At 70.4% G+C, this 25,081-nt stretch carries 18 protein-coding genes; 10 read left to right on the plus strand and 8 right to left on the minus strand.

The window, feature by feature from the left end; genetic code table 11:
- The first annotated feature begins 32 nt into the window (after positions 1–32).
- Positions 33–3,149, plus strand: coding sequence for a glycoside hydrolase family 3 N-terminal domain-containing protein (locus ACH4K1_RS08030; protein ID WP_398087675.1), 3,117 nt, complete (start codon positions 33–35; stop codon positions 3,147–3,149).
- Between the two features lie 66 nt (positions 3,150–3,215).
- Positions 3,216–4,598 (plus strand): hypothetical protein, encoded by a 1,383-nt coding sequence (locus ACH4K1_RS08035; protein ID WP_398087676.1) that lies wholly within the window; start codon positions 3,216–3,218, stop codon positions 4,596–4,598.
- 180 nt (positions 4,599–4,778) lie between these two features.
- Here the strand turns inward: ACH4K1_RS08035 and ACH4K1_RS08040 are convergent, their stop codons facing one another.
- The gene (locus ACH4K1_RS08040) at positions 4,779–7,082 is read right to left on the minus strand and encodes a FlgD immunoglobulin-like domain containing protein (RefSeq protein WP_398087678.1); all 2,304 of its coding nucleotides are present in this window, start codon (positions 7,080–7,082) and stop codon (positions 4,779–4,781) included.
- A gap of 120 nt (positions 7,083–7,202) precedes the next feature.
- Positions 7,203–8,213 (minus strand): YdcF family protein, encoded by a 1,011-nt coding sequence (locus tag ACH4K1_RS08045; protein WP_398087679.1) that lies wholly within the window; start codon positions 8,211–8,213, stop codon positions 7,203–7,205.
- Between the two features lie 157 nt (positions 8,214–8,370).
- Here ACH4K1_RS08045 and ACH4K1_RS08050 point away from each other — a divergent pair, with 157 nt between their 5' ends.
- From ACH4K1_RS08050 to ACH4K1_RS08065, 4 genes are all read left to right on the plus strand, one after another.
- Complete coding sequence (locus ACH4K1_RS08050; protein WP_398087680.1) at positions 8,371–8,604, plus strand: hypothetical protein; 234 nt, start codon at positions 8,371–8,373, stop codon at positions 8,602–8,604.
- 156 nt (positions 8,605–8,760) lie between these two features.
- Positions 8,761–9,522, plus strand: coding sequence for an isocitrate lyase/phosphoenolpyruvate mutase family protein (locus tag ACH4K1_RS08055; RefSeq protein ID WP_398087682.1), 762 nt, complete (start codon positions 8,761–8,763; stop codon positions 9,520–9,522).
- 111 nt (positions 9,523–9,633) lie between these two features.
- Entirely contained in the window at positions 9,634–10,506 is an 873-nt protein-coding gene (locus ACH4K1_RS08060) for a GyrI-like domain-containing protein (RefSeq protein ID WP_398087684.1), read from the plus strand.
- A 212-nt stretch (positions 10,507–10,718) separates the two neighbouring features.
- On the plus strand, positions 10,719–10,961 hold the full coding sequence (locus tag ACH4K1_RS08065; protein ID WP_042496022.1) for a hypothetical protein: 243 nt from the start codon (positions 10,719–10,721) through the stop codon (positions 10,959–10,961).
- 76 nt (positions 10,962–11,037) lie between these two features.
- On the opposite strand, the gene ACH4K1_RS08070 is transcribed toward ACH4K1_RS08065, so the two are convergent.
- Entirely contained in the window at positions 11,038–11,310 is a 273-nt protein-coding gene (locus ACH4K1_RS08070; RefSeq protein ID WP_398087686.1) for a DUF397 domain-containing protein, read from the minus strand.
- On the minus strand, positions 11,307–12,098 hold the full coding sequence (locus tag ACH4K1_RS08075; protein ID WP_398087688.1) for a Scr1 family TA system antitoxin-like transcriptional regulator: 792 nt from the start codon (positions 12,096–12,098) through the stop codon (positions 11,307–11,309). Before ACH4K1_RS08075 ends, ACH4K1_RS08070 begins: the two co-directional genes overlap by 4 nt.
- Positions 12,099–12,256: 158 nt before the next feature.
- Here ACH4K1_RS08075 and ACH4K1_RS08080 point away from each other — a divergent pair, with 158 nt between their 5' ends.
- The 4 genes from ACH4K1_RS08080 to ACH4K1_RS08095 all read left to right on the plus strand — a co-directional run bounded on the left by ACH4K1_RS08080 (position 12,257) and on the right by ACH4K1_RS08095 (position 15,969).
- Positions 12,257–12,670, plus strand: a complete 414-nt coding sequence (locus ACH4K1_RS08080; protein ID WP_398087690.1) for an ATP-binding protein — start codon at positions 12,257–12,259, stop codon at positions 12,668–12,670.
- A 109-nt stretch (positions 12,671–12,779) separates the two neighbouring features.
- A complete protein-coding gene (locus ACH4K1_RS08085) occupies positions 12,780–13,745 on the plus strand; it encodes an NAD(P)/FAD-dependent oxidoreductase (RefSeq protein ID WP_398087691.1) in 966 nt (321 codons plus the stop codon).
- A gap of 209 nt (positions 13,746–13,954) precedes the next feature.
- A complete protein-coding gene (locus tag ACH4K1_RS08090) occupies positions 13,955–14,221 on the plus strand; it encodes a GlsB/YeaQ/YmgE family stress response membrane protein (RefSeq protein WP_398087692.1) in 267 nt (88 codons plus the stop codon).
- 224 nt (positions 14,222–14,445) lie between these two features.
- On the plus strand, positions 14,446–15,969 hold the full coding sequence (locus tag ACH4K1_RS08095; protein ID WP_398087693.1) for a catalase: 1,524 nt from the start codon (positions 14,446–14,448) through the stop codon (positions 15,967–15,969).
- Positions 15,970–16,048: 79 nt separating this feature from the next.
- On the opposite strand, the gene ACH4K1_RS08100 is transcribed toward ACH4K1_RS08095, so the two are convergent.
- The 4 genes from ACH4K1_RS08100 to ACH4K1_RS08115 all read right to left on the minus strand — a co-directional run bounded on the left by ACH4K1_RS08100 (position 16,049) and on the right by ACH4K1_RS08115 (position 24,747).
- A complete protein-coding gene (locus tag ACH4K1_RS08100) occupies positions 16,049–16,255 on the minus strand; it encodes a DUF6191 domain-containing protein (protein ID WP_398087695.1) in 207 nt (68 codons plus the stop codon).
- A 506-nt stretch (positions 16,256–16,761) separates the two neighbouring features.
- Entirely contained in the window at positions 16,762–17,091 is a 330-nt protein-coding gene (locus ACH4K1_RS08105) for a hypothetical protein (RefSeq protein ID WP_398087696.1), read from the minus strand.
- A 383-nt stretch (positions 17,092–17,474) separates the two neighbouring features.
- Positions 17,475–17,888 carry an Imm10 family immunity protein gene (locus ACH4K1_RS08110; RefSeq protein WP_398087697.1) on the minus strand — a complete coding sequence of 138 codons (414 nt, stop codon included), beginning with the start codon at positions 17,886–17,888 and terminating at the stop codon, positions 17,475–17,477.
- Between the two features lies 1 nt (position 17,889).
- A complete protein-coding gene (locus tag ACH4K1_RS08115; RefSeq protein WP_398087698.1) occupies positions 17,890–24,747 on the minus strand; it encodes an RHS repeat-associated core domain-containing protein in 6,858 nt (2,285 codons plus the stop codon).
- Positions 24,748–25,081: the final 334 nt, after the last annotated feature.

The following is a 25,081-nucleotide window of genomic DNA, read 5'->3' on the forward strand; positions in this document are numbered from 1 at the left end:
CACGCCGACCCGAGAAGAGAGCGCTCTCAACAATGCCCCGCACCCCGAACCTCCGCTCCCGCAAGGGGAGAAGCAGACCCGCGACCGCCGCCGTCGCCGCCGCGGCCGTCCTGGCCGCCCTGCTCGCCGGATCGGCCACCGGACCCGCCGTGGCCGCCGACGACGAACCCGCCCCCGTCCTGGTCGACCGCTTCGAGGGCGAGGTCCCGCTCGGCGGGCAGCCGCCCGCCGACGCGATCTTCACCTGGGGCGGCGACGCGGACGACCACCCGAAGCTGAAGCTGGCCGAGCGCGCCGACGCCCCCGAGGGCGGGCAGGTCCTCGAAGGCTCCTACGACATCAGCGCGTACGGCGGGTTCAGCCACGAGTTCGCCGTGGACGCCCCGCCGCGGAACTGGACCGCCCACCAGGGCATCCGCTTCTGGTGGTACGGCCAGAACACCGCCCCCCTGCCGCCCGGTTCCGGCAAGCGGGTCAACTTCGAGATCAAGGACGGCGGCGCCAACGGCGGCGCGTCCGAGCTGTGGACCACCTCGTTCACCGACGACTGGGAGGGGTGGCACCTCGTCGAGATCCCCTTCGCGGACTTCGTCTACCGCGCCGACTACCAACCCGTCGGCGGCATCGACCAGGTCCTCGGCCTGAACGAGATGTGGGGCTACGCCGTCACCCTCCCCGGCGGCGCCCCCGGCACGTTCGCCATGGACGCCGTCGAGCTCTACGGCAAGGCGGACCCGGCGCTCACCGCGAGCCTCGTCACCGACACGCCCGTCCGCACGGTGAAGAACGGCGGCAGCGCCGACATCACGCTCTCCGTCGCCACCACCGGCTCCGTCCCCATCGAGGAGCCCGTCACCGTCACGTACGCCACGAAGGGCGGCACCGCCGAGGCGGGCACGGACTACACCCCCGTCACCGGCAGCCACACCTTCCCCGCCGGCACCGCCTCCGGGACCGCCCACAAGGTCACCGTCCGCACGGCGAAGGCGGCGAAGGCGTCCGGGGCGAGGACGATCCCGCTGGAGCTGACCGTCACCGGTGCGAAGGCCCCGAAGGAGAACCCGCAGGTCGTCATCGACGCCCACGGCCTCCCGTACCAGGACGCCCGACTGCCCGTGAAGAAGCGGGTGGCGGACCTTCTCGGGCGGATGTCCCCGGCGGAGAAGGCCGGCCAGATGACCCAGGCCGAGCGCAACGCCCTGCGCGCCCCCGGTGACATCGCCGCCTACGACCTCGGCTCGCTGCTCTCCGGCGGCGGCTCGGTCCCCACCCCGAACACCGCCGCCGCCTGGGCCAGGATGGTCGACGCCTACCAACTGCGCGCCCGCGCCACCCGCTTCCAGATCCCGCTGATCTACGGCGTGGACGCGGTGCACGGCCACAACAACGTCGTCGGCGCGACGATCATGCCGCACAACATCGGCATCGGAGCGGGCCGCGACCCCGGGAGCGCCGAGAGGACCGGGGCGGTCACCGCCAAGGAGGTCCGCGCCACCGGCGTCCCGTGGGACTTCGCCCCCTGCGTCTGCGTCACCCGCGACGAGCGCTGGGGCCGCTCCTACGAGGCGTTCGGCGAGGACCCGGCGCTGGTCGAGGCCATGGAGACGGTCATCCAGGGCATGCAGGGCCGCCCCTCCGGCAAGGACCTGCACCGCAACGACAAGGTGCTCGGCAGCGCCAAGCACTTCGTCGGGGACGGCGGCACCGCCTACGGCTCCTCCACCACCGGCTCGTACACCACCGACCAGGGCGTCACCACGGTGACCCGGCAGGAGCTGGAGGCCGTCCACCTCTCCCCGTTCGCGGAGTCGGTGAAGCGCGGCGTCGGCACGGTCATGCCGTCGTACTCCTCGCTCGACGTCATCGGCGACGGCCAGGGGCCGGTGAAGATGCACGCCCACGGCGAGATGATCAACGGCGTCCTCAAGGACCGGATGGGCTTCGAGGGCTTCGTCATCAGCGACTGGCAGGCCATCGACCAGATCCCCGGCGACTACGCGAGCGACGTCCGCACGTCGGTCAACGCCGGACTCGACATGATCATGGTCCCGACCGCGTACCAGGACTTCACGAAGACGCTCAAGGACGAGGTCGCGGCCGGCCGGATCAGCCGGGCCAGGATCGACGACGCGGTCGCCCGCATCCTCACCCAGAAGTTCCGCCTCGGCCTCTTCGAGAAGCCGTACGCGGACACCACCCACCTCGACGCGGTCGGCTCGGCCGCACACCGGGCGGTGGCCCGCGAAGCGGTCGCCAAGTCGCAGGTGCTGCTCAAGAACGGCGACCGGAACGAAGGGCCGGTCCTGCCCCTCGCCCCGGACCAGAAGGTGTACGTCGCCGGGTCCAACGCCGACGACATCGGCAACCAGGCGGGCGGCTGGACCATCAGCTGGCAGGGCTCCTCCGGGAAGACCACCACCGGCACCACGATCCTGGAGGGCATGAGGAAGGCGGCGAAGAGCCCCGACTCCGTCACCTACTCCAAGGACGCCTCCGCCGCCACGGACGGCCACGACGTCGGCGTGGTGGTCGTGGGCGAGACCCCGTACGCCGAGGGCATCGGGGACGTCGGCAACGGCCACGACCTGGAGCTGACGGCCGCCGACAAGAAGGCGGTCGACACGGTCTGCGCCGCCATGAGGTGCGCCGTCCTCGTCGTCTCCGGCCGCCCGCAGCTCATCGGCGACCGGCTCGGCTCCATGGACGCGCTGGTGGCGTCCTGGCTGCCCGGCTCCGAGGGCGACGGCGTGGCCGACGTGCTCTACGGCAAGCGGCCCTTCACCGGTCAGCTCCCGGTAACCTGGCCCAAGGCGGAGTCCCAGCTCCCGATCAACGTCGGGGACAAGGCCTACGACCCGCAGTTCCCCTACGGCTGGGGGCTGACCACCCTGAAGAAGCCCCCGGTCGGCGGCGAGCTGACCCTGGCCGCCCTCGCCGTGGCCGCCGGGGCCGCGGAGAAGGCGGGGCTGGGGAAGACCCCGGCGGGCAAGGCGATCGTGGACCGGGCCCGGCTGCTGGTCCAGCAGAAGATCGGCGGCACGTTCACCCAGGCGGTCTCCCAGCCGTTCGCGGAGGCGGACCACCTGCTGCTCACCGGTGACCTGACCGGCGCGGTGGCCGAGCTGCGCACGGCGTACCGCGCCGCGTAGCGCCGCGCGGAAGGCGCTCTCCGGGCGGGCGACGACGTTCGCCGCCCGCCTGGAGTAGCGTGAAGTATGAGGAAAAGGCTCTTTCCCGCGCTGCTGGCGGGCCTGCTGCTCATCATCGCGGCGGCGGCCCTCGCCCTGACCTCCCCGGCCTCGGCCGCCCCCGCCGGGACCGTCCAGGACGCCGCACAGGCCCTGCGCGACGACCCGGTGTACGTGGATCCGGCCGCCCGCGACCAGCTCTCCGCCGCCGACGAGAAGGCCCTGGAGAAGAAGATCACGGACGCCGGCAAACCGGTGTTCGTGGCCGTCCTCCCCGACACCCCCGCCTTCCCCGAGGACACCCTCCTGAGGACCCTGCGCAACGACACCGGGATCACCGGCGTCTACGCGGTCCGCCTCGGCGACGGCTTCGACGCGGGCGCGGACCCGCAGGTCATGTCCGTCCGGGCCGTCGACAACCTCACCGCCGCCGTGAAGGACCCGGTCACCGCCCGAAACGCCGACGCCCAGCTCGACGCCTTCGTCGACCGGGCCGTCGAACAGGCCCGCGGCTCGGCCCCCGCCTCCTGGTCCGGCGGCTCCGGCGCGGGCGACGCGTCCGGGGCCCCGGTCGGCGGCCTCATCACCCTCGGCGCCCTCGTCGCGGCGGGCGGCGCCGGGGCGTACGCGATCTCCCGCCGGAACAAGCGCCGCAGGGAGGAAGAGGAGCGCGCCGCACTCGACAAGCTCCGGGTCGTCGTGGACGAGGACATCACCGCGTACGGCGAGACGCTGGAACGGCTCGACTTCCACCCCGCCGAGAAGGGCGCGGACGACGCCATGCGCGCCGACTACGAACGGGCCCTGGACTCCTACGAGAGCGCCAAGGCGAAGATGGACCGGGCCGCGCACCCCTCGGACGTGCGGGGCGTCACCCAGACCCTGGAGGACGGCCGCTACTCCCTCGCGGTCCTGGAGGCCCGCCGCACCGGCACGGAGATCCCGGCCCGCCGCCCGCCGTGCTTCTTCGACCCCCGCCACGGCCCCTCGGCCGCGGACGTCCGCTGGATCCCGCCCGGCGGCGCGCCCCGCGAGGTCCCGGTCTGCACCGCGGACGAGGCCCGCCTGGCCCGGGGCGAGGACCCCATGAGCCGTACGGTCGACGTGGGCGACGGCCGCCGCCGCCCGTACTGGGAGGCGGGCCCGGCGTACGGGCCCTGGGCCGGCGGCTACTTCGGCGGCGGCCTGCTCCCCGGCCTCCTGGTCGGCACCATGCTCGGCTCGATGCTCGCCACCCCGGCGTACGCCTCCGAGTACGGCGGCGGCGACTTCGGAGGAGGCGCGGGCGGCGACTGGAGCGGCGGCGACTTCTCCGGCTCCGACTTCGACTCCTCCGGCTTCGGCGGGGGCGGCTTCGGGGACGGCGGAGGGTTCGGGGGCGGCGGAGGCTTCGACGGCGGGGGATTCTGACCACTCCGCCGCCCCGTTCCTCTCCCAGCGCCCCGGGTTCCGGTGGACCCCCTCAGCCGGGGCCCGGGGCTCGGCGCAGGGGCCCGGAGCCCGACGCGGGGCGGCCGGGGCTCGACGCAGGCGGCCGGGGGCGGACCGGGAGTCCGCCCCCGGCCCGCGCCCCCGGTGCGCGGCCCGCGCTCAGCCGGTGGTGACCCGCAGCGTGCCCGACGCCGTGGCGTCCGCGCCCGAGCCGTCCGCCGGTGCGGCGGTCAGCCGCCAGGTGTACCCGCCCGCCGGGGCCGGGTCGCCCGAAGCGGTCGTGCCGTCCCACGCGACCCGGACCGTGCCGCGCGTCTCCTCGCCCGTCCAGGTGCGGACGGCCTCCCCGGTCGAGCGGCGCACCAGCGTCACCTTCCAGGAGGCGGCCGGCTTGGACAGCCACCAGGCGGCCTTCCACGCGCCCGTCGAGGTGGCGGGGGCGGCGGAGTGGGCGACGGCCAGCGGGGAGACGGCCTGCTGCGGGGCGGTGACGTGGACCGCGTCGTCGGCTCCGACCCAGGCGAGCTTGCCCGCGCCCGCGTCCAGGGTCCAGGTGGTGCCGCGCCCGTCGCCCTGAGCAGGCGTCTTCAGACCCGTCACGGCGCCCAGCTCCTCTGTGGAGCCGTCGGGCCGGAGCGCGGTCAGGCGCAGATCGCCGGACGCCTCGCGCGCGGCGAGGAACCGGTCGCCCAGCAGGACCCCGGTGGCCGGGGCGGGGTAGTCGCGGTGGGTCGCCGTGTCGTACACGCCCGCCGCGTCCACGGCGGGGCAGCTCCAGTACAACAGGGTTCCGCTCCGCTGGAGTTCACGGGGAACGCAGTCGGTGCCGATGTCGTGGGACCCGGTCACCGTGCCGGTGCGCGGGTCCACCACGTTGACGACTCCTGGCTTGCTCGGGGCCGACTTGACCAGCCGGTCCCCGTCCAGCACCGAGCCCTGCGCCGGCTGGTCGCGGACGACGGCGTCGCGGGCGGTGTCCACGACGTACTGCCGGCCGCCCGCCTCGTACAGCACGAACTCCGGTGACGCGTCCAGGATGCGGCCGCCCGTGCCCGGCAGGACCAGGGCCTCGGACGGCCGGTCCGGGTCGTCGCCGGTGACCAGGGCGTCCTTGCCGGTGGCGGGGTCGGTGACCAGCCGGGCCAGCCCCTCGTCCGTACCGTCGGCGAACCGGCCCGCCGCGAGACCGGGGAAGTCGGCGAGCCGCGGGCCCTCCGCCGGGTCGAGGCCGGTCCCGACGCCCGTCCCGTGCAACGTGTCCTTCCCGACCAGGGAGTTGACGTACCGCAGCCGCCCCCGGTCCAGGGTCAGCGCACCGATCTCGCCGTCCGCCGTCTTGACCTTCGGGACCTCGCGCATCACCAGGTCGAAGACGGTCCCGCTGCCGTCCTGGTGGAACGAGCGGATGGCCCGCCTGCCGTCGGCGTCCTTGCCCAGCGCCAGGACGCCTCCGTAACCCTCGGCCCGGAGCTGGGCGAACTCCACCGTGGGCAGGAGCGTGCGCTCGGTGTCCGCACCGGTGACGGGCGTCAGGCGCAGCGGGCCGCCGAGCCCCTCGTGCCAGACGATGTTGTCCTCCACCACGAACGCGGTGACCTCGCTCTCCGGGGACTGCGTGGCGAGCGGAACGATCTGGGGCGTGCCCGTGCCGCTGCGCGGCAGGATCCGGACCCCCTGGCCGCCGCTGCCGTCGCGCGAGAACCAGCTGACGGTCATCTGGGTGATGCGGAAGCTGCTCGCGTCGCCGGTCACGGGCAGCGGCTTCACCCGGCCGTCGTACGCGGTCAGGATGCCGTAGCCCGGCGAGCCGTCCGCGAGGCGGTAGCCGATCAGGACCTCGCTGCCCTGGGCGCCGAGCACCACGGGCCGGGCGTCGGTGGTGGCCCCGGCGGGCAGCCGCACGAGGGGGTCCGCCGCCGGGTCGCCTCCGCGCGGCACCCGCATCTCGTACGTCCCGTCGCCCTTGTCGACGGTGGCGATCGTCCAGCCGCCCGCGAAGCGGAGGTTGAGGTACCGGGCGGGCACCGTGGAGGTGCTGGTGAAGGCCGGGTCCTCGATGCCGATCCGGACGATGTCCGTCCCGCCGTCCGCCCGCGGCCGGGTGTAGATCGCCCGGTTGTGCTCGTCGTGGCCCCCCACCAGCTGCTCCTCGGGCACGCCCGCCAGCTCGGGGACCACCTTGGTGCGGCTGTTGTACGAGTTGGTCCAGAGGTAGTCGCCGCCGCCCTCGCGGTGCAGCGCCCCGTACCTGCCGGTGGCCAGGATCTTCTCCGGCCCCTCGCCGAAGGCGTCCGGCGCGGGTATCAGCACCTCCGCCGCCTGCGCCTTCCCCTCGGCGTGCGCGGTGGCCGGCAGCGCCGTGGCGAGCCCCGCCGCCAGCGCCACCGCGACCGCCGCCGCTCCCGCGGCCCGGCCGGCACTCCGGCTGCGGGCGCTGCTGTTCACGTACAGGTGTCGGGACACCTGACCCCCCTTGTCAGTTGACCGATGTCGCACATCTGCGATGCGAGCGTGATCAACCTTATTCGTATGTGGGGGAGTTGTGGTCGGAAAATGCGCAAGCGGTGAGGCGGTGCGGGGCCGTTACCGCCAGGTGGCCCACCAGGCGGCCACTCCGCCGAGGACGATCAGCACGCACATCACCGCGTTGCTGCGCCGGTGGTCCACGAGGACGGCGGTGAACTCGCGGAGCGTGGCGTTGGGCCAGAAGTACGCGGCCGTGGGCGAGCCCACCACCTGCCCCCGGATGCGGACCCGCCGTGCGGTGAGCGCGGCGCGGAAGGCGTGGTAGTTGTTCGTGACGACGACGCACCGGTAGTCGGGCTTGGCCTCCTCCATGATCGCCTTGCTGAACCGCAGGTTCTCCTCGGTGTTCCTCGACCGGTCCTCCCGCTCGACGAGGTGGGCCGGAAAGCCCTGCGCGATCAGGTGGTCGGCCATGGCGTGGGACTCCGGCAGATCCTCGTCGGGCCCCTGCCCGCCCGAGGTGAGGAGCACGGGGCTTCCACCGCGCCGGGAGAGCCGCGCGTGGACCTCGCGCGCCCGCTCCAGCCGGCTCGCCAGCAGCGGCGGCACGGTGGAGCCGTTGATCAGCCCGGAGCCCAGCACCACCACGAAGTCGGCCTTGCGGCGCACCCGCAGCCGCCCGTACAGGAACGCGTAGCAGACGAAGCACAGGAACAGGAACGAGAAGTACAGCGCCAGCCCGCCCGCCGCCGTCGCCGCACCGATCAGGAGCGGCGTCCGCACGGTGGCGGCGGTGGCCAGCAGCGCGATGACGGCGAGGATCGCCAGGGCCGCCAGCAGGGAAAGCAGGTTGGACGGGCTCCTGCCCTCCTTGCGCACCATGCGTACGCCGTTGAGGAAGAGGAAGCACGTCAGCACGAGCACGGCCACCGCCCCCAGGCCGAGCAGCGACCAGAGCACGAGGGGCGTAGAGGCGGAGCCGGAGGCGACCAGGCGGTACAGCAGACCGGCCGCCGCGCAGAGCACGGCCAGCCCGAGGACGACGGCATTGCTGAACTTACGGCGCTCGCGCAGCACGCTCACGCAGAAGACGAGGAAGAGGAGCGCCGCCGGGACGTAGACCACCATGGGCCCAGACTAAGCAGCGCGCTGTACCGCCCCGACGCCGCCTCCCCCCACGGTGACCTGCGACGGAGCCCCGCGACGGCGTCCCGCGACGCGGCTGCGCGACGGCGGTGCGCGGACAGAGCGTGCCCTTTGCGGGGTCCGGGCCGTTGAACCCGGCATGAAGAAGCGAAGCGTACTCGCCGCCGTCACCCTCGCCACCGGAGCGGTCATCGCCGCCATCGCCCCGCACCCGGGCGGCGGCGACGCCGCCCACGCCGCCGAACCGGCCGTCTCCCTGGGGGCGCTGGACGACGTCGGCGACCTCGGCAAGCTGGTCGAGGGGGCGGCGGGGGCCACCACCTCCACTGCCGGGACGGTCACCAGCACCGTGGAAGGCGCCAAGCTCAGCTGAACCGGCTGGGAAGCGACGGGGGCGGCCGAAAGGCCGCCCCCGTCCGCGTTCCCGGGGCCGGTCGAGCGCATTGGGTTCCGTACGCTCCGATGCGGTGCTCAGGCCGTTCTGCCGTCCCCGCGTTGTTCCGGCCGATCCGGGGGTAGCGTCCTCGGCATGGACTCCCGTACCGCAGTCGAGCGCGCTCAGCGCCTCCGGAAACTGCACGCCGACCACAAGCCGCTCGTACTTCCGACCGTCTGGGACGCCTGGTCCGCGCGGACGGCGGCCGCCGCCGGGTTCCCCGCCCTGACGATCGGCAGCCACCCCCTCGCGACCTCCCGGGGGGCCCAGGACCAGGAGGGCCAGACCTTCGAGGAGGTGCTGGCCGCCGTCCGGCCGATCACCGCCGCCGTCGACATCCCCGTCTCCGTGGACCTGGAGGCGGGGTACGGACAGAAGCCCGCCGACCTGATCGCCGGTCTCGTCGAGGCCGGCGGTGTCGGCCTCAACGTCGAGGACACCGTTCACTCCGAGGGTGGACGCGTACGCACCACGCAGGAGCACGCCGCCTACATCGCGGGCCTGCGCGCGGCGGCCGACGACGCGGGCGTCCCGGTCTGGATCAACGGGCGCACCGACCTCTTCGCCCACGCGCAGGACCCCGCCGCCGTCCTCGACGAGGCGATCGAACGCCTGCTGGCCCTGGAGCAGGCCGGGGCGGACAGCGTCTACCCGGTGAAGATCCAGGACAACGACGAGCTGCTCACGGCGGTGACGGCCGCCGTCTCCGTTCCCGTCAACTCCACGGCCCACCCGGTCCACCACGACCTGGAGCGGTTCCGCCGCCTCGGCGTCGGCCGGATCACCTACGGCCCGTTGCTCCAGATGGCGCTGACCGACGCGATGAAGGACATGATCGGCCCCTGGGCCCCGTAAGCGGGTCCGCGTCTCCGCGCGCCGCGTCCCCGACCGTTCCGGGCCCGGAACGGTCGGGTCCGGCACCCTGGTCCCTTCCTACGGTGAACGGGCAAGGGAAGGGACCAGGAGTTGCTGGAACGGCTGAACGACGCGATGGACCACATCGAGGCCCACCTCGGTGAGCGCATCGACGCGGCGGACCTCGCCCGCATCGCGATGACCTCGGAGCACCACTTCCGCCGGATGTTCTCCGCGCTGGCGGGGCTCCCGCTGGCGGAGTACGTCCGTCGCCGCCGCATGACGGTCGCGGGAGCCGAGGTCCTCGCCGCCCCCGACCGGACGCTGCTGGACGTGGCGGTGCGGTACGGGTACGACAGCGGGGAGGGCTTCGCCCGCGCCTTCCGGGCCGTGCACGGCATCGGCCCCGGCGAGGCGCGGCGCACGGGCGCGGTCCTGCGGTCCCAGCAGCGGCTGACCTTCCGACTCGTCGTCGAAGGGAGTACGGCCATGCGGTACAAGCTGGTGGAGAAGGACGATTTCCGGGTGGTGGGGAAGAAGGCCCGCGTCCCGCTCGTCCACGAGGGGCCGAATCCGGCCATCGCGGAGTTCATCCGGGGGATCGGGCGGGAGGAGCTGGACCGCATCGCGGCCCTCTCCGACCAGGAGCCGGCGGGCCTCCTCGGGGTGAGCGACCAGCTCGACCGGAGCCGCGCGGAGGGCACCGAACTCGACTACTACCACGGCGTGGTGAGCGGCGCGGAGCCTCCGGAGGACCTGGACGTCCTCTCCGTACCGGCGGGGACGTGGGCGGTCTTCCAGAGCGAAGGGGAGTTCCCGCAGGCGCTCCAGTACCTCTGGCGGGACGTGTTCACCCAGTGGTTCCCGTCGAACCCGTACGCCTCCCGGCCCGGCCCCGAGATCCTGCAGGTACGGCTGATGGAGGAGGGGAAGCGGGCGGAGGCGGAGCTGTGGATTCCGGTGGAGCGGTCGCTGGAGAGCTGACCGCGCGGAGTCGGCAGGTCCGGCCCGGCGGAATACGCGGCACGGCAGAGGTTTACGGCCAAGGGGCATATGCGACGCCTCAGTGGTCCAGACCTATTGTGCGGGCGTGCTCCGCTCGCTAGCTTTCTCCTGGCGGCGCGCGCTGTTCGGTTCGGCTCTGCACATTCACTGACGCACAGTCATGTGTGTTGACTGAAAAGGGAGTTACCGACATGCACAGACGTATCGCCGCGCTCGCGGTGACGGTGGCGACGGCCGGCGCGATGCTGCTCGGCACCGCTTCGACCGCCTCCGCCACGGGCCCCGGCTTCTACCTCCGCAGCCACCACGCCAGCCTGGCGGAGTGCCAGGCGGTCGGGAACGCCGGCGCCGACAACGCTCTCTGGAGCCGCGTCTTCATCTGCAACCCGTTCGCGGGCAAGCCGGGCGTGTACGAGCTGTGGGTGCGCTACTGATCCGGCCGCCGCAGACGTGAACCGCCCCGCTTCCGGCCGCGTTGGCGGTCCCGGACGCGGGGCGGTGTCACCAGGCTCAGAGGGCGGCGCTGCTGCCCTCGACGAAGGCGCTCCAGGCGGCGGGCGCGACGGTGAGGACGGGGCCCTCGGTCACCTTGGAGTCGCGGACGTGGACGGCGGCGGGGTGCGCGGCAACCTCGACGCAGTCGCCGCCGTTGCCGTTGCTGTAGCTGGACTTGCGCCACTGGTAGGCGACTTCGATGCAGTTTCCGCCTTGATCGCTGCTGTAGCTCGACTTGAACCAGTGGAGGGCGGCGGGACGGGAGACGGGGAGGGCAGCGCGGTTCATGTCTCTCCAAGCAGGGCTGCGAGCAGTGCGTCCAGAAGCCGGGCGCTTTCCTCGGCGGTCAGCGCCTGCGTCCGCAGCATCCCATATTTCTGCATGAGAGCGCTGACGTCGGCCGGATCGTCATACAGCTCGGCTCGCAGATGCATCTCGACGTACGCGAGCTGATCGTGATCGGGGGTCTCCAGAAGGACCAGCGGTCCCGCAAGCCCTGCGTGCTGCGGTGTCTTCCGCGGCATGATCTGGATGCTGACGAAGGGTAGGTCCATGCAGCGTCGCAGATGGAGGAGCTGCTCGCGCCTGACTTCAGGATCGCCCAACTCCGCCTGCAAGATGCTCTCCTCCAGGATGAAGTGGAGGATAGGGCGAGGCTTGCGCTCCAGGATCTTCTGTCGATCGAGTCGGGTCGTCACCCGCTTCTCGATCTCCTCCTCTTCCAGCGGCGGGTAGTGGCTGGAGAACGCCAGCCGCGCGTAGGTATCGGTCTGTAGCAGCCCCGGGATGAGCTGGGATTCATACGAGAGCAGGCTCACCGAGCCCTGCTCGTACTGCACGAAGTCCTTGACCAGTGCCTGATACCGCTCCTTCTTCGGCACCCGCTCCACGGCGACCTTGAGCGCCCCTTTGGTCTCCAGTAGTTCATCGAGTTGAAGGGCCAAGTCCAATTGGAGTGCCCGCCGTCCCTGCTCGATCGAGGCGATCGTGTCCTCGCCAACCCCTAGTTGTGCGGCGAGGGCGGCCTGTGTCAGCCCGGCGAGCTTGCGGAAGTGGCGCAGCTGCGCGCCGATCAACTGCCACGAAGTAACTCGCCTGATGCTGTGCGTTCCCGGTTGCATGACCTGGCTATCCCCCAATTGGCCCGTCTGTCCACCCGTCAGAACCCGTACAAAAGCTTTTGTACGCCCCGACGCTCTGCTGAAGGGTAGTTACACCGTGTGAGCGTGGGGACATGAACGAGACAACCCAACTCTCCTACTTCCGCGCCGCCTTCTACTGCCGTGAGCGCAGGTCGATCCCCGTCGTACGCAGGTTCGCGCGCAAGGCGCTGGTCGAGTGGGAGTGCGAGCAGCGGGCCGACGACGTGCTGCTCTGCGTGACCGAGCTGGCGACCAACGCGCTCCGGTACGGGGTGCCGCCGGGGCGCGGCTTCAAGGTCCACATCCACCTGGAGCGGGTGGAGGGCACCATCCGCCTCGAACTGCACGACAGCGGAGACGGAGAGGTGCGTCCGGCGCAGGACCCGCCGGGGCCGGACGACGAGGGCGGGCGCGGGCTGCTGCTGGTCGCGGCGCTGGCGGACACGTGGGGGGTCGAGGAGCGGAACCCCGGCAAGACCGTGTGGTGCGAGTTCAGCATCGTATGACTTGCTGTTTCCGCAAGGATGTTTGTCGTTTCGGCCTCATGGGCGCACTCTCGTCATCGAACGGAGGCGGCGGAGACGTTCCGCAGCCCGGTGACGGAGGAGGAGCGACATGAAGCAGCAGCGGTACGACGTGGTGATCGTGGGCGGCGGCGCGGCCGGCCTGAGCGGAGCGCTCGCCCTGGCGCGGGCCCGGCGCTCCGTCCTGGTGATCGACGCGGGCGAGCCCCGGAACGCCCCCGCCTCCCACGTGCACAACTACCTGGGCCGCGAGTCCACCCCGCCCGGCGAGCTGCTGGCGATCGGCCGGAGCGAGGCCGCCGGGTACGGGGCGGAGATCGTCGAGGGCCGGGTGGCCTCGGCCGAGCGGCTGCCCGACGCGGGGGCGCAGGGCTTCCGGGTGGTGACGGAGGACGGCCGGAGCGTCGAGGCGCGGCGGCTGCTGGTGACGACGGGGCTCGTGGACGAGCTGCCGCCCGTGCCGGGGCTGGCGGAGCGGTGGGGGCGCGAGGTGCTGCACTGCCCCTACTGCCACGGCCACGAGGTGGCGGACCGTCCGATCGGTGTGCTCGCCACCGGCCCGCTCGCCGTGCACCAGGCGCTGATGTGGCGGCAGTGGAGCGACGACGTGACGCTCTTCCTCCACACCGGCCCCGAGCCCTCGGAGGAGGAGTACGAGGAGCTGGCGGCCCGGGGCGTGGCGGTCGTGGACGGCGAGGTGGCGGGGCTGGAGATCGCGGACGACCGGTTCACCGGCGTACGGCTGGCGTCCGGGCGGGTGGTCCCGCGCGAGGCGGTGGTGGTGCAGGCCCGGTTCACGGCCCGGTCGGCGGTGCTGGAGTCGCTGGGGGTCGAGCCGGTGGCGCAGGAGATGGCCGGGACGGTGATCGGTACGTACGTCCCGACCGACCCGACCGGCGCGACGGAGGCCCCCGGCGTCTGGGCGGCCGGAAACGTCACCCGCCTCACCGAACAGGTGATCGGCGCGGCGGCGGCCGGACTCATGGCGGCGGCCGCGGTCAACGGCGACCTGATCACGGAGGACACCCGATTGGCGGTGGCGGCCCGGCGGGCGTGAAACCCGCTCGGCCGGGGGCCGTACGGCTCGGTCGCCGGGTGGCGCGGCGCGGTCGCCGAGGGCCTGTACGGCGTAACGCGGACCGGCGAAGGGGAAGCCGCAGGGTGAAGGCGGAGTCCGACGGATGTGTGAGTTCCGGTTAAGGGGATACGCGAAAGATCCCGGCACCACGAGGGTGCCGGGCGTCGGAGAAGCAAAGGGAGATTTTCGTGGGCATCATCGCCTGGATCCTCATCGGCCTGTTCGCGGGGCTCATCGCCAAGGCGCTGATGCCCGGCAAGGACCCCGGGGGCTGCATCATCACGATCATCATCGGCATCGTGGGCGGTCTGCTGGGCGGCTGGCTCGGCAAGGTGATCTTCGGCGTGGACTCGATCGACGGCTTCTTCAGCCTGTCGACGTGGATCGCCGCCATCGTGGGCTCGGTGATCGTCCTGCTCATCTACCGGATGATCGCGGGTCGACGCACCCACTGACCCGGCCCCTCTTCCGGGCCCCCGGGTCTCCGGGTCTCCTGGGCCCCGGGTCTCCTGGGCTCCTGATCTTCCGGGCCCCGGCCTTCAGGGCCCCGAGGCGGCGCGGTCGCTGTCCCGACGGGTCGATCCATCCGGGTCTGCCTACCTTGGCGGAGGGCCGGCAGGGCAGTCGCAGGGGGAGCCCCCGACACATCGGGGGAAGACGAACCAGAGGAAACGACGACATGACCGACACCTCGCGCAAGCCGACCACCGCCGACTCCGGCGCCCCGGTGGAGAGCGACGAGCATTCGCTCACCGTCGGCCCGGGCGGGCCGATCCTGCTCCAGGACTCGTACCTCATCGAGCAGATGGCCCAGTTCAACCGCGAACGCATCCCCGAACGCCAGCCGCACGCCAAGGGAAGCGGCGCGTTCGGGAAGTTCGAGGTGACCGCGGACGTGTCCCGGTACACGAAGGCGGCGCTCTTCCAGCCCGGCGCCACGACCGACCTGGTCGTCCGGTTCTCCACCGTGGCGGGGGAGCGGGGCAGCCCGGACACCTGGCGCGACCCGCGCGGCTTCGCGGTGAAGTTCTACACCAGCGAAGGCAACTACGACATGGTGGGCAACAACACCCCCGTGTTCTTCGTGAAGGACCCGATGAAGTTCCAGCACTTCATCCGGTCCCAGAAGCGCCGCGCGGACAACAACCTCCGCGACCACGACATGCAGTGGGACTTCTGGACCCTGTCGCCGGAGTCGGCCCACCAGGTCACCTGGCTGATGGGCGACCGGGGCATCCCGCGCACCTGGCGCCACATGAACGGCTACACCTCGCACACGTACATGTGGATCAACGCCGAGGGCGAGAAGTTCTGGGTCAAGTACCACTTCAAGACCGACCAGGGCATCGAGACGTTCACGCAGCACGAGGCCGACCAGATGGCCGCCGCGGACACGGACTACCACACGCGTGACCTGTTCGAGCACATTCGGGACGGCGACTTCCCGAGCTGGACGCTGAAGGTCCAGATCATGCCGTACGAGGACGCCAAGGACTACCGGTTCAACCCGTTCGACCTGACCAAGGTGTGGCCGCACGGCGACTACCCGCTGATCGAGGTCGGCCGGATGACGCTGGACCGCAACCCCACCGACAACCACGCCGAGATCGAGCAGGCGGCGTTCCAGCCGAACAACCTGGTCCCCGGCATCGGCCCGAGCCCGGACCGGATGCTGCTGGCGCGGCTGTTCAGCTACGCGGACTCGCACCGCTACCGCATCGGCGGCAACTACCAGCAGCTGCCCGTCAACGCCCCCGTCGTCCCGGTGCACACGTACTCCAAGGACGGGGCGATGGCGTACCGGAAGACCACCGACCCGGTCTACGCCCCGAACTCCAAGGGCGGCCCGGCGGCGGACACGGAGCGCTACGGCACCCCGCCGAGCTGGTACGCGGACGGCGACATCACCCGGGCGGCCTACGTGGACCACGCGGAGGACGACGACTGGGGCCAGGCGGGCACCCTGGTCCGCGAGGTCATGGACGACGCGGCGCGCGACCGGCTGGTGGACAACGTGGTCGGCCACCTCCTCAACGGAGTGACCGAGCCGGTCCTCCAGCGGGCGTTCCAGTACTGGACGAACATCGACGCCACGGTCGGCAAGCGCATCGAGCAGGGCGTCCGCGCCAAGGCCGGCGAGAAGGACCCCAAGGCCGCCGAACAGGCCAACCCGGCGCGCAGCTCCATGCAGCGCAAGGCGTAGCAGCCCTCGGGGCGTACGAGACAGGCCCGTTCCTCCGCGGTCGGCGGAGGAACGGGCCTGTCGAGTGCCGAGGGCGTGGTCAGCCGTGTGCGGCGCTGTCCGGGCGGTCCGGGCGGTCCGGGCGGTCCGGTGGCAGGCGTATCAGGACGACGCCTCCGGTCAGGTCTATCGGGCCCTTCCCGGGGTCGGTATCGCCGATGTCTTCGACGGTCAGTTCCTGGCGACGGCGTTCCTCCTCGGCATGACGCCGGCCCGGCGCGAAGAACTGGTCGAAGGTGCCGAACATACCGACTTCTCTCTGTCTGCCGCAGCGGCTCGATGCCCAACGGAATGCCGATAGGTGACAACAGCCTCTGGAAGACCGTCGACGGGACGGTCTCCCGAGGCTGTGGCACCGCATCTGGTGAGGACGCCCTCAACACCGTATCCCGGCCTGCCGTGTTATCGCCGTGGGGCCGGGGAGAGCGGCCGTTGGAGTCCCGAGGAATGCCGGAGCGATGGTCTCGGACGCTTCGGGGCAGGGCGGCCGGACCGAGACCCCGCTCACTCGGGTATCGCCCCGGACCGAAGGGTCAGGGCGCGTCCCGGTCACAGCGAACCCCGCCTCTTCAACGAAGGCCGAGATGAGCTGAAGAGAGGCGATCTCATGTCGCTCCGGCGTTATCAGAGATGTTCAGAACGGTGGCGGCTCATACGGAAGTTCCGCAGGAACGGGTCCGGCCTCCGTCGAGATCCCAAGGCCGAACCGAGAGGCGTACCGCGTAATGAGTGAATCGGACGGAGCCGCAAAGGTCAGCCTCCGCAGCTGTTCGCCGGGGCGGCATATCCCGCCGGCGGCGGTGCCATGGCGAGGTCGACGGCCCAGAAGCAGCCGTTCTGGTTTTCGGCCCAGAATTCGAGCATGCCGCAGGAGTCCGGTGCGAGGCCCTGAGGCGTAACGGGCCGGTCCTGAAACGTCACAGGACCGCCGACGAGAGCTGCTGCCGTATGCCACTCCACCAGTTCGGCAGGCGCAGAGGGGATGGCTTCGAGGTGCACATCGCTCACGCTCCGTGCGGTGCCGTACCACCGCTGGAGGAAGCGTCCGACGCTATCCGAATCGATGGAGAGAAGTTCATTCACGATGCCGAAGTGTACGTCAGAGGAATTTGCCAGCCTGACTGTGTGCCCTCCATGCGCGCATCTCTGGTCCGCACATCCTCACTGGGTTGAACCGGAGCGCTTCCAGGACGCATACAAGCCGATCCGCTGCAGAATTTACAGATACCTTCGGGATGGTTTATGCAAGGATCTCCCCCCGGGGGGGCAGCGAAAAAAATGCATCCCTGGAGTGCCCGCGCCTGCTGATGTTGTCGTCAACTACGGCCGTCAAACGACCCGAGGGCCCCCTCCACGCAGAAGCGTGGAGAGGGCCCTCCCATGTGCAGGGATGCCGGATTCACGATGCGGGAATGATGAGGCGGAGCCCCATCGATAAGCGCAGACTGCATACCGGCGGGCGGATCTTAAACGTCCAACCCAATCAAATCCGGCCGCTTCCCAGGAGAGCCCCAGTCCACAATCTCGCGAAGTTTCCGAGAGAAGTTTTCCGCATCGACCTGCGCTTCGTTGAGGTTCACTTCAACGGTCGTCGAGATCTCAAGAATCTCTGCGTCCTCAGCGGTGAATTCCAGAGTGAGAACCATATGGGAGAATCGCACGCTTCGAAGGCACCCGTATACGGTGAAGCCTCGCTCAGTGGAGACGTTGTAGGAATCCATTCCAGACTGGATTTCCTGCTCATCTGGTTCGTACGTGGATCGCTGAATCGAGAACGATCTCGGGACGCCGGACTCATCCATCCCGGAAACGCCCACCTCAAGGGTCTCTTCGTCCTCATAGTCCTCGAAGAACCCAACCTCTGTGGCGGTCAATCTCATGTCAGCGCCTCCTTCTTCCAGCTGTCCATGACCCAGTCCCCTTGATGCCGGACCATCCATACGTGACCGACACTCCCAGCTCCCTGACCATGCGATTCATCGCGCCCTTGCATCGCGAGCAAGGGGGGAGCTGGCCTTGCATCCTAACCGCATCACCGGAACTCAAAGGGAACTTGCCGGCGAATGGGTCGTTCGGGAGTGAAACCTTCGGCCCTGTGGAAGCACCGGCCATGCGTGAGAATCGATGCTCCGTGTGCGTGAAAGCCGTGTTGTTGGGATACCCGAGCGAAGCCTCTTCAGGCGTCATATCGCCGCTCTCGAGCGAGATATTTTTCTTTTTTCCATCCGGCGATGTCACAGAGATATCGCACATGTGCCCGTTGCCACCAGTGTTATGCACCAGGACCGGAGTGACCCCTGCCAGCACATAGTACGTGTGGGTGTCGGTGACGGTGAGGTTGTAGACCGTCGTGCGCTCGGTCCAACGTCGGACGGAATTGATCTGCGCCCACGTCTTCGACCGGGTCTGCAGCCAGGTGCCGGACTTGAGATCGGCCGCGGGCAGCCAGGCTTTCACGGAAGGCACCCAGAACGGGTGCCCGTCCGTGGCCGTGAGGCCGGTGGACGCATTGGCCCGCCCGTGTTCGGCCAGGCCGACCTTCACCAGTTTCTTGTCGCCCTCGCCGATGATGGTGGCCGCGACGGCCTGGGCCGTTGTCCGGCCGGTCTTCGGGTCGGTGGCGATCACCTTTTCGCCGGTTTTCACCTTGCTGATCGGCTTCTTCGAGCCGTCGGCCATCACCACCAGGGTGGTGGCGGTGAAGCTGTTGTTCTCACACCGGTTGGTCTGCCGCGTCGGCCCCTTCGACTGGGACGGCTTCTTCGCCTGGGACGGCTTCGGCCTGGGCCGGGGCTGACTCCTGGGCCGCGGACGCGGCTTGGGACGTGCTGCCGCCTTGCGTGCCGTCGCCCGCTTCGCAGCCTCACGCTTCGCTGCGGCGCGCTGCGACCTGATCTTCGCCTGGGCTGCCGCCCGGCGCTGCGAAGCCCGCTTGGCGGCTGCCCGCTTCTGAGCCGCCCTCTTGGCCGCAGCGCGTTGGGCTGCGATGACCCTCCTGGCGGCCTCACGCGCCGCCTTCGCCCTGGCGCGCTTCTTCGCTTCCTCCTGGGCCCTCTTCTTCGCCGCTGCCTTCTTCCGCGCCTGCTCCCTCAGCTTCCGCTGGAGCGCCTCGCGGGCCAGCCGTCGCTGGGCGGCCTTGCGCGCGGCGATCTGGCCCGCGCGGAGTCCGATGACGATCACGATGGGCCAGAACAGCCCGCTCGGGTCCGAGAAGGTGGCGGGGGCGTTGTTGCTGTACGCGTAGGGGTTGATGGTGGCGGGCTCGCCGTAGTCGACCATCGGGTCCACGGAGAGGAACCGCCCGGTGGCGGGGTCGTAGTCGCGGGCGCCGAGCCGGGTGAGCCCCGTGTCCGCGTCAACGGTGCCGCCCACGAAACCGAGCGCTCCCGGCCAGGTGGAAGGCTGCAGCCCGCGCTGTTCCCCGAACGGCATCAGCTTGCGTCGGGTGACGCCCATGCCGGCGGCGACCAGGTCGACCGTGGTGGTCGACGAACCGTGGTGATCCGACAGAACGAGCTGTCGGCCGCCGCCGGTGGCCCGGACCGTCATCGCGCCGTCGGGGTGGGCGTAGAAGCGCTCGGCGGTCTTGGACGTGCCGTCGGGGCTGACGGTCAGTTCCGCTTCCCCGAGGTACAGCGTCTTGCTGCCGTCGGCCGCCGCCCGGATCAGACGGCTGCCGTCCGCCCCGTAGAGGTACGACGTCTTCTTGACGCCGCCGCCCTCCACGGGCTGGGAGACCGAGGCGAGTTCGCCCTCGACGTTCCATTCCAGCGTCTGGGTGGCCCCGTTGTGCTGTCGGGTCGTCGTGTTCCCCGCATTGTCGTAGCCGAAGGTGTTGAGCCGTTCGCCGCCGGGTCCTGCCGACTTGATCTCGGCGAGCGCGTTGGGGCCTCCGACGCCGGCCTTGCCGTAGGTGTACGTCCGGGTGACGTCCTTGGCGGTGTCACCGGCGGGGTCCTTCTCGACGAGTTGCTTGCGGTTGCCCGCCTCGTCGAAGGCGTACGTCTGCCAGTAGGGGTCCGGCCCGCCGACGGTGTCCTTGGACGCGGGAGCCTGGCACTCGTCCTTCGCCGTCCAGGCCGAGGTCATCTGCCGGAGCTGGTTGTAGACGAAGCACTGGGTGTCCGTCTTGCCGTTGTCCGGTGCGGCCGCGCCCGGGGTGTCCTTGATCCGGGTGACGTTTCCGGCATCGTCGTACGTGTACCGGGTGGTGCCGATGTGGCCCGGGCTGACGGAGCGGTCGAAGCCGGCATCGGTGAGGCGGCGGGTGAACTCGTCGTACAGGTAGGTGCCGTGGACCTTCCGGCCCGCGACCCCCGCGTCCGTGCGCAGGACCTCGCCGAATGCCGAGTACTTGACGTCGTTGAGGTACGACGCCGTGCCGCCGATCGAGATGGGGAGCCCGTCCGAGTTGTACCGGAAGACGATGGTCTCGCTGACGAGGCCGCCCACGCCCGGCGGTTGGACGAAGGCCAGGTTGCCGGTGGGGGTGTAGCCGTACTTGTACTCGTAGGCGCCGCCCAGACCGGTCTCTTCCGCGGGAATGACGGTCCTGGTCGCCTTGACGCGGTACGCGCTGTCGTAGGCCGTGACCTCCTCGCGGTACTCGCGGCCGTTCTCATAGCGGATCGCCGCGGACGGAAGGCCCTTGAGGAGCGTGTCGTAGCTCCACTCGATCCGCTTCGGGCCCTGGTCGCTGCCTTCCCTCAGGGAGGTCGGCCGTCCGCCCTCATCGAGGGTCGTCACCAACGTGTTGCCACGGGGGTCGGTGGTCGAGGTGACGTTGTCCGAATCGTCGTAGGTGAGCCGGGTCGTACCGCCGTCGGGATCGGTCAGAGAGACCTGCCGTCCCCGTCCGTCGTATTCGAAGCGGGTCGCCGCACCGCCGGGAGCGGTGATCTTCACGATGTTGTCGAAGTCGTCGTACTCGTAGACGGTGTCGCGCCACGTGGTGCGGGCGGTGTCGGTGTACTCCCTGATCCGCTCGGTGCGGCCCTCCGCGTCGGTGAAGGTCGCGGTGACGGTGTCGCCCTCGGGCGGAATCGCGGTGGAGACGTCGCCGTCGCGTTCGGTGCTGGTCCGGAACTTCTCGTTGCCGCGGTGGTAGGAGACCTCCGCGACGGGGTCGCCCATGCCGTCGAACGTGGTGCGGTTCTGCGAAGGGACCTCGTTGTCCCCTACCTCCAGCAGCGTCGGTTCCGGCTCGGCGGAGTGGAAGTAGCCGTCGTTGGACTTCCACTCGCGGCCGACCGAGTCGTAGAACGTGTCGTTGACGATGCGGCCCGGTCCGTCGACCGCCTCGTCCTGGGTCTGCCGCTCACGCAGGAGGCCGTCCATGATCTCGTAGGAGACGGCGTACTCGCCGTTGTCCTTGAGCGTCCGGTTGGTGACGACCGTGGGGCCGTCGCGTCGGACGGTGTAGTCGTAGGTGGCCGACGGTGTCTTGGTGGCCGGATCCCGGTCGATCTCCCAGACCTTCAGCAGCCGTCCCAACGGGTCGTACTGCATGGTCGCCGACCTGTTGTTGGCGTCCGTCTCCTTGAGCGGCAGGCCGCGGACGGGGTCGAACTCCGTGGTCTCCGTGTGGCCGAGCGGGTCGGTCGTGACGGTCTTGACGGGGCGGGCGTGGGTGAGCGGCGTGTGGACGACCGAGGTCCTGCGGTTCTCCGCGTCCCAGGTCTCCGTCTCACGGCCGTGGATGTCGTACGCGGTCCGGTCGACGGTTATGTAGCCGTCGCCCTTCGCGTTCAGCTCCTGCACCTCGGTGGGAAGCCCCTTGACCGGGGCCCCGCCGAAGGGGAGGTTGTCGTAGAGCGTCCGGGAGTCCTCGACGACCTTGCCGCCGGTCGTGCCGCAGGCGCCCAGGGTGGTCAGCTCGCGGGACTCGGGCTCCAGCAGGTGCAGCCCGGTGTTGCGGGCGTAGGAGGTGACCGTGCACCTGCGCTTGCCGCCGGGCGTGGTCTCGTCCACCTCGGTCGGCAGCCCGTAGGCGTCGTACTCGGTGGTCTCGGTGGAGGTGCGCCAGGTCTCGCCCTTGACCCGCTCACGGGTCGAGACGGTCCGGGGGCGCGCCATCCAGGCTTCCAGCGCGGTGGTGCCCGGCCTGGCCCGACTGGCCGTCCGGACGGCCCAGGCGGTGGTCAGGACCGACGAGTCGACGGGCCCGCCGTCGGACGCGTACTCGATGTGCTCACGCGGCTGGCCCTGGAGGTGCCCCAGGTCGGGGGCGCTGCCGCCGCGGGAGTCCTCGACCGCCGCGGTGCGGGTGCCGGTCGGCAGCTTGTCACCGTGCATGCCGCGGAAGTAGCGGTCCTCGGTGAGCTGCTTGACGTCCGTGCCGGACCCGAGGCGGGTGCGCACCCGCTCGTAGCCGCGGTACTGCGACCACGTGCGCTGCTTGTTCTCGGTGAACTCCCCGTCGTCGTAGGCCCAGGCAGGAGAGCCGAGGTACTCGTACGAGGTGACCTTGTCGGGTGCGTCGGTGACCAGGTCGTCCTCGCGGACCTCGGTGACGACGTACTTGTGGAACCAGTCCTCCACCGGTTTCAGGGCGCCCTTGGGCATCCAGTACTGCGGGTAGCAGCGCAGCGTGTTGGTCTCGGGGGAGGCGGGCATCTTCCGCGGTTCCAGCGCCTTGCACTCGCGGGGCGAGTAGGTGACGCCGATGCGCCCGCCGGTCTCGGTGTCGATGGCGTGGATCCGCAGCCGGGAATAGGGCGGCAGCCCCTCGATCCCGTCGACGCGGTTGTCCATCTGGGTTCCGGCGAACGTCACCTTCGGCATGGCGGCACTGGAGCCGGCGCCGTGGCCGGTACGGGTGATGGACTCCAGCCACAGGGCCGGGGACGAACCGTCGCCGGTGGGCGGGAACTTCTGTTCCAGCTCCCAGGAGTCGACGTCGGTGAGGGCCGAGCCGGACAGCACCTTCGTGCTGATCCTGACGAGGCGCTTGGTCGACCAGAACGTCGGCGAGTACTTGTCCGTGCACTTCGCCCCGGAGGCGCACTCCTGGTCGAGAGGGGTGTCGGGCCAGTACGCGGCGTTGGCGGCCGTCCGCTTGCTCACCGCGCAGTCGAAGCCCGAGGAGGGTATGCAGCGTTCCGCCGTGGTGAAGTCGACCTGCCCGGCCGGGAGCCGGCCGAACAGGTCGCTCGCGCGCTGCCCGTAGTCGATCCGGGACAGATGGGCGGCGCGGGTGTAGGAGATCTGCTGGTCGGCCTTCATGTGCTGGCCGTAGTGGTTCTCCTCCTTGTTCCACCACAGGGTCATGGCGTCACCCAGCGGGTCGGTGACGTAGTCCAGGTTCCAGCGGTACGCCTGCGCGCAGTCGGAGGCCGCGAAGGTGGAGGCGTGGCAGGGCTCACCGGGGTGGTTGCCGAACACCGGCACGGTCAGCGCGGAGTTGGTGCGCTGGGTGGTCGCACCGGGCAGCTTGTTCAGGCCGAAGTGGTACCGCACCCCGTCGGTGCCGGTGAGAATCCAGTACTCACCGTCCTTGGCCCCGTTGTCCGCACCGGTCCTGCGCTCCAGCCTGCTGCCGTCGTCGTCGGCCGGACGCCACTCCTCCTTGCCGTTCTCCGCGGCGTCGTTCTTGACCAGTTCGGTGGAGGAGCCGCCGAGCGACATCACGACATGGTCGGAACCCCAGCACAGGTCCGCGGTCTCGCCGCTGTTGTTCGGGACCTTGTCGTCGACCTTGCCCTTGTCGTCGGCACAGGACCTGAAGCGCCGCTCGATGAAACCGGGCTCGTAGTCCCAGCCCTCGGCGATCCAGGAGGACTGGCTGTTGGTGGAGGCCGTACGGCCGTCGACGCTCTGCGAGGAGTACGACAGCTCGACCTCGGGCTGTGGACCGCCCGGGACTTCCGGGGCCTCCACCGGGTAGGACCAGGCGAAACCGCCGGAGGAGCTGCCCGCCATCCAGGAACCGGTCGGAGACAGCGACGTGGCCTCATGGCTGCCACCGGGGCCCGAGGCGGCGGCGGAGGCCGCCAGCACCATGGGCGCCGCGGTGCGAGCGGTCTTCACCTGCGGGAGGTCGACCGTGGCGCTGACGGTCCGCTCGGCGGCGTCGTTGGAGCCGCCCAGCTCGGTCCGGGTGCGGCACTCGGCCTTCTCCGGCGTGGTCAGCGCACAGGCGGGAAGCCGTACGAGCCGGAGGCGTGAGCCCCAGTCGCCGCCGTACGCATCCTTGATCGCCGTGTAATCCAGTTCGACCTCGACCGATCCCGACGCCGCAGGGGCCGTCGCGGTCTTCACCGGGGCGGTGGTGAACAGGAGCCCCTCGACGCCCGCCTTGCGGGCGGTGGCACGGTCCTTGATCTCGATCTCGGCGGCCATGCCCACCGACGCCGGCGCTTCCGTCACAGCGGCGGTGGTCCGGGAGTCGACCGCTTGCTTCGTGGAGACCTGTCGAAGCTTCACGGGCAGCTCGTCGAGGGGGCGGGAGCCCGATCCGAGAGAGCCGCCGGGCGCGGCGCGAAGCGAGCTGCGAGCGGCGGGGGAGTCGGCCGCACCGTTCCGGGGCGTCACCTGGACGGTGAAGTCGCCCACGGGCAGCTTGTCGGCGGAGGGTATCCAGTCCTTGGCGGCGTCGTTCTCGACGGGCGTCCGCTCAGCGGTGAAATCACGGCCCGGAACGGAGCGTTCCCGCTCCAGATCGGCCAGCCGGGCTTTACCCGTGCCCGCCGCGGCGGGGTCGTTGGGGACGAACGTGACCAGCATCACCAGAGCGGTCACCAGAGACACGGATCTGTGCCAGTGCCCCAAGTAGCGCAAATGTTGCAGTAGTTCCTGCACCGATCTTCCTTACCTTGCGTCACAGTTCACACGAACGGGGTGACATTAGGTGGATGGCCAAGTTGACGGCAAGTCAAGAGACAACCATGGGCAGGGTTGTCGCTGGTCAACGTTGCGCAAAGCTTGAGCGGCCCCGACGTGTACTGTTCGCCCGACATCGCAGTTGATCAGGGAGTCCTGGGGGGCTTTACTCATGCCACATATATCCACGGTGAGAAAGAGACCGGCGCGCCGTGCCGCCCGAATGGTGCTTGCGACGGTGGTCGCCGGAAGC

The organism is Streptomyces sp. NPDC017448 (genome assembly GCF_044330565.1).
Taxonomy (GTDB): domain Bacteria; phylum Actinomycetota; class Actinomycetes; order Streptomycetales; family Streptomycetaceae; genus Streptomyces.

Excerpts from the sequence above, each read along its gene's own strand:
- ACH4K1_RS08095 (WP_398087693.1), top strand. The coding sequence starts at position 14,446 with ATGACCGACACCTCGCGCAAGCCGACCACCGCCGACTCCGGCGCCCCG.
- ACH4K1_RS08045 (WP_398087679.1), bottom strand. The coding sequence starts at position 8,213 with ATGGTGGTCTACGTCCCGGCGGCGCTCCTCTTCCTCGTCTTCTGCGTG.
- ACH4K1_RS08100 (WP_398087695.1), bottom strand. The coding sequence starts at position 16,255 with ATGTTCGGCACCTTCGACCAGTTCTTCGCGCCGGGCCGGCGTCATGCC.
- ACH4K1_RS08085 (WP_398087691.1), top strand. The coding sequence starts at position 12,780 with ATGAAGCAGCAGCGGTACGACGTGGTGATCGTGGGCGGCGGCGCGGCC.
- ACH4K1_RS08055 (WP_398087682.1), top strand. The coding sequence starts at position 8,761 with ATGGACTCCCGTACCGCAGTCGAGCGCGCTCAGCGCCTCCGGAAACTG.
- ACH4K1_RS08065 (WP_042496022.1), top strand. The coding sequence starts at position 10,719 with ATGCACAGACGTATCGCCGCGCTCGCGGTGACGGTGGCGACGGCCGGC.
- ACH4K1_RS08070 (WP_398087686.1), bottom strand. The coding sequence starts at position 11,310 with ATGAACCGCGCTGCCCTCCCCGTCTCCCGTCCCGCCGCCCTCCACTGG.
- ACH4K1_RS08110 (WP_398087697.1), bottom strand. The coding sequence starts at position 17,888 with ATGAGATTGACCGCCACAGAGGTTGGGTTCTTCGAGGACTATGAGGAC.
- ACH4K1_RS08080 (WP_398087690.1), top strand. The coding sequence starts at position 12,257 with ATGAACGAGACAACCCAACTCTCCTACTTCCGCGCCGCCTTCTACTGC.
- ACH4K1_RS08030 (WP_398087675.1), top strand. The coding sequence starts at position 33 with ATGCCCCGCACCCCGAACCTCCGCTCCCGCAAGGGGAGAAGCAGACCC.
- ACH4K1_RS08050 (WP_398087680.1), top strand. The coding sequence starts at position 8,371 with ATGAAGAAGCGAAGCGTACTCGCCGCCGTCACCCTCGCCACCGGAGCG.
- ACH4K1_RS08035 (WP_398087676.1), top strand. The coding sequence starts at position 3,216 with ATGAGGAAAAGGCTCTTTCCCGCGCTGCTGGCGGGCCTGCTGCTCATC.